Below are 3751 nucleotides of genomic sequence, written 5' to 3'. Positions count from 1 at the left end.
CCATATGTTAGTTTTCAATTTATGTTGTATAATAATTGTATTTAACTTGTGAACAGTTAGTTGTGTATTTTGGGGACAACATATTTATTTATATAACCCATTGAGAAAAGCCATGATGTCAGGATTATCTTTCCAGCACTTTTGTTTTGTGGAACTAATCACTTCGCAACAATCAAGTGCTTCAGATTTGGCTTTCATGCTAACTTCTGCATAGACATTGGTTGTATCCACAGAAACATGTCCAAGCCATGCTCGGATAGTATTAATGTCTACTCCAGCTTGAAGAAGATGTGTAGCTGTCGTGTGCCTTATCACATGAGGCGTTACATTCTTTTTTCTAAGAGAGGTGCATTTTTTAGCAGCTTCAGCGGCATATTTTGTTATCAGTCCATATATACCAAAGCGGGTAAGTGGGGCGTGATGGCGATTTATAAATATGCTTTGTGTAGGAGCCAAGTTTTTGACAAGTTTCCGTATTTCACGGTTGGTACTTTTCCAAAGAGGACACCTACGTGTTTTATTGCCTTTTCCATGCAGTATAACGGTAGAGGTGGTATAGTCATAATCGGCAACAACTAGTTTGGAAACTTCATCCACTCTGGCTCCCGTATTATACATGAACAGGATAATGACATAGTCCCTGTAACCATATTGTGTAGTTTTATCCGGGGCATCAAGTAATGCTTCCATCTCGTCCCTCTCCAAATAACCAATCATTGGTTTCTGGTGCTTTTTCATGGGTATGAGTCTAAGTTCCCGATAAAGTTCTGCATGTTCCGGGTTATAAGTTGAGAGATATTTGGCAAATGCAAGTATGCTGGTAAGCCGTTGGTTCCTGCTTGCAGGGGATATTTTGCGTGAGGCTTCAAGATTTTTCAGGAAGTCTTGCACATTGTCCTTTGTAAGGAGGTTCACGGAAAGTTTTTCTATCCCGTTCTTGTTCATTTTTGACAAGTACGGAAGCAGCAGCTTGAACGTGTCACGATAACTCAACAAAGTGTTCTTTGACAGATTGCGAACAGTTGTGGCATATTCCAGTAAGAACCGGCGTAGCCAATAGCTTATGTATTCATTATGGGTATTCATATTTTATTATTTTGATAGTCTGTAATTCTCAAAAAGTTGCAATGCCGTTTCCAGTAATTCAGGAGTCATCGTTAGATAAACACTTGTATACTTGATAGAAGTATGTCCGAGATAGGTGGAAAGGATAGGTAACATCTGCTGTACATCTACTCCTTCCTTGTACCATTGAATCAAACGATGGGTTGCAAACGTGTGCCGGAGGTCATGTATCCGTGGCTGGTATCTATCCGAGTCCGTGCGGATTATTCCTGCCTTTTTCCGTATCAGTTTAAAACTGTTCCGGAAAGTATGGAGGTTGACAGCCTGAGCTTGCTTGGTTACAAAAAAGGGAGCGTCCTTATCAACCGAAAAACCGGACTCTTTGAGCCAGTCAAAATAACTCAAAAGTCTTTTTTTTACTTGAGTGTTGAATGGGATAATCCTTGATTTGTAAAATTTTGTAGTACGTACAATAATGTAAGACTCTTCCCAAATTATATCGCCTACCCTCAGTGCTATGACTTCACAAGTGCGAAGTCCCATCGTATACATGGTAATCAGCATTGTCTGATATACAAAGGGGATGATTACATTCTGAGTTCTTCTGGTATAGTTCAAAGCAGAACTGAACAACCGCTTGAGTTCATCCCGGCTATAGATATAGGGAACAAGTCCGGCAGGTCTCTTCGGCATATCCAATGTCAATGGAATTGTTTCAATAAGGCTTCGTTGAAAAGCCCATTGAAAGAATCCCTTCAGGGACGTGTGACGAGCAAACCACATAGCCGTAACCTTGTTCCCCTTATAGAGGAACGAGTTCACGGATTCCATATTGATTGAGGAAATATCGGTCGTATCACCGATAAACTTGCTAAAACTCACAAGAAGAATACCGGCAGATTTAAACTTTTCTCCAAGGCTATGCCTGTACTCAATATATTTGATTACGGCTTCTTTGATAGTCATAGCAAATCCTCCCAGTTCATTTCTGCGACCATACTCAGTGTTTTCAGATTCACTTTGGCATATATCCTCGTGGAATACGGGCTTTCATGTCCGAGTTGTCGACTGACATTATACAATGGGAATCCTTCGTTGACAAGCCGTGTGGCAGTCCAATGTCTCAGTGCATGAGGACCATAGTGTCTGAGTTCCATCCCCTGACTTCTCAGAGCCTTGCTCACAATAGCATATACTGCATTGTGGCTAACTCCTCTATATGGTGGTACCATACATTGGAACAATGATTTTTGCGAAGAATCATTTATTCTTACTTCTGTCAGATAACGTATGATGGCATTACCGACGTTCACGGTAAGCGGAAAGACTTGAGCCCGTTCACCTTTGGAGCGACGGAACAGGATTGTCTCCTTGTCCCAGTCTATGTCATTCAGTTGTAGACTGACCAGTTCATGCGTGCGGATTCCATAAACGGACAGAAGCATCATTATGGCATAGTTCCGAATGTTTGTTTTACTATTGAAGTCTGAATAAAATTGAACGGCTCCGAGTACGTGTTCTTTCTCCGGAGCGGAAGGAAGACCGTCCTCTGAGTACAAACGTGGTGCTTTGAGTGCCAAGGATAACTTGTCTGAACACCAGCTTTGAGTAGCGGCATATTGAAGGAACGAACGCAAATGGCTGATGTATTCGGCTAATGTCCTACGATTGATATTCCATTCCCTATGGATTCTTGTAAGGAACATATCAATATGTTTGGGGTGCATAGAGAACAACTCTGGATGTATTTGACCAAGGACGGGTAGCATACAACATAGAACCTTACGTTTACCTTTAATGGTATGTTTTGAATAGTTTTTCTCGTCAGAAAGAAAACGTAAATATTCTTCTGCATATTCATTAAAACCAAAAGAAGTGCTCTTGGTGACTTGTATGCCTAAAAAATCAAGCCAGCTCATAGCAACTCTTGTAAATACCCCTTTTCGGTATATTACATTAGAATCTGTTTGTTTACCTCTACATGCGTATTTTTCTGCGCTTGAAATGATTTCTTTTGCTGAAAATGAAATCCGAGTGCATACGGATAAATTTTGAACGACATGAAGTTGGATATACGCCATCAGTCTGAGATAATTGTCCGAATATCCCAAGTTGCGACTATGCTTTAGAAAAGCTTCCCTTTCTACAAGCATTGGAGCAGATGCCATTTTTACACGTGACTGACGTCGAGGAAACAAGCTGTTTAAAACAGGGGCTTCCATAAGTCCGTCAAGATTAGACAAGCCAATAAAACGTATCCATTTCATTGCCGTTCTGATCATATGTTTTTCAGAAGTGATTCCAAGTTGATTCTGCTGGCAGAAACATTTAATGGATACAGAAACGGTCTCAAATACGAGAGGTTTGTTGTCAATTGGGAGAATACGAACTATTCTTAACAGGAATAGTGATGTTTTCTTTAGATAATCGTCTTTGCCTCCCTTGCTTCTGAGGTATTCAAGATATGACTCCCTTTCAGATAGCATCGGAGCTTCAAGATACTCTTGATGACGACTCTTGTCTTTGATAAGTTCTGTTATTATCATAAGCACAGTTTTTTAAATTAGTAATAAAGCATAGGTAGACATCCAGAAATATGTTGTCCAAAAAACACACAACTAACTGTTCGCAAGTCGAATACAATTATTATACAACATAAATTGAAAACTAACATATGGACTGAAAT

3 protein-coding genes are annotated in these 3751 nt (G+C 40.0%); all 3 read right to left on the bottom strand.

Going from position 1 to position 3751, the window contains the following annotated elements:
• Positions 1–84 precede the first annotated feature (84 nt).
• From DW173_RS23445 to DW173_RS23435, 3 genes are read right to left on the bottom strand one after another with little or no spacing between them, the layout of a single operon-like run.
• The gene (locus tag DW173_RS23445) at positions 85–1086 is read right to left on the bottom strand and encodes a tyrosine-type recombinase/integrase (RefSeq protein ID WP_120145334.1); all 1002 of its coding nucleotides are present in this window, start codon (positions 1084–1086) and stop codon (positions 85–87) included.
• A gap of 6 nt (positions 1087–1092) precedes the next feature.
• Positions 1093–2031, bottom strand: coding sequence for a tyrosine-type recombinase/integrase (locus tag DW173_RS23440; protein ID WP_120145333.1), 939 nt, complete (start codon positions 2029–2031; stop codon positions 1093–1095).
• The gene (locus DW173_RS23435) at positions 2028–3347 is read right to left on the bottom strand and encodes a tyrosine-type recombinase/integrase (protein WP_158593293.1); all 1320 of its coding nucleotides are present in this window, start codon (positions 3345–3347) and stop codon (positions 2028–2030) included. The genes DW173_RS23440 and DW173_RS23435 overlap by 4 nt, the downstream gene beginning before the upstream one ends.
• Between the last annotated feature and the right edge of the window lie 404 nt (positions 3348–3751).

The organism is Bacteroides sp. AM16-13, from assembly GCF_003602705.1.
Taxonomy (GTDB): domain Bacteria; phylum Bacteroidota; class Bacteroidia; order Bacteroidales; family Bacteroidaceae; genus Bacteroides; species Bacteroides xylanisolvens.
Note: the sequence above shows the minus strand (reverse complement) of the source record. Positions and strands in the feature narration are given on the sequence as shown.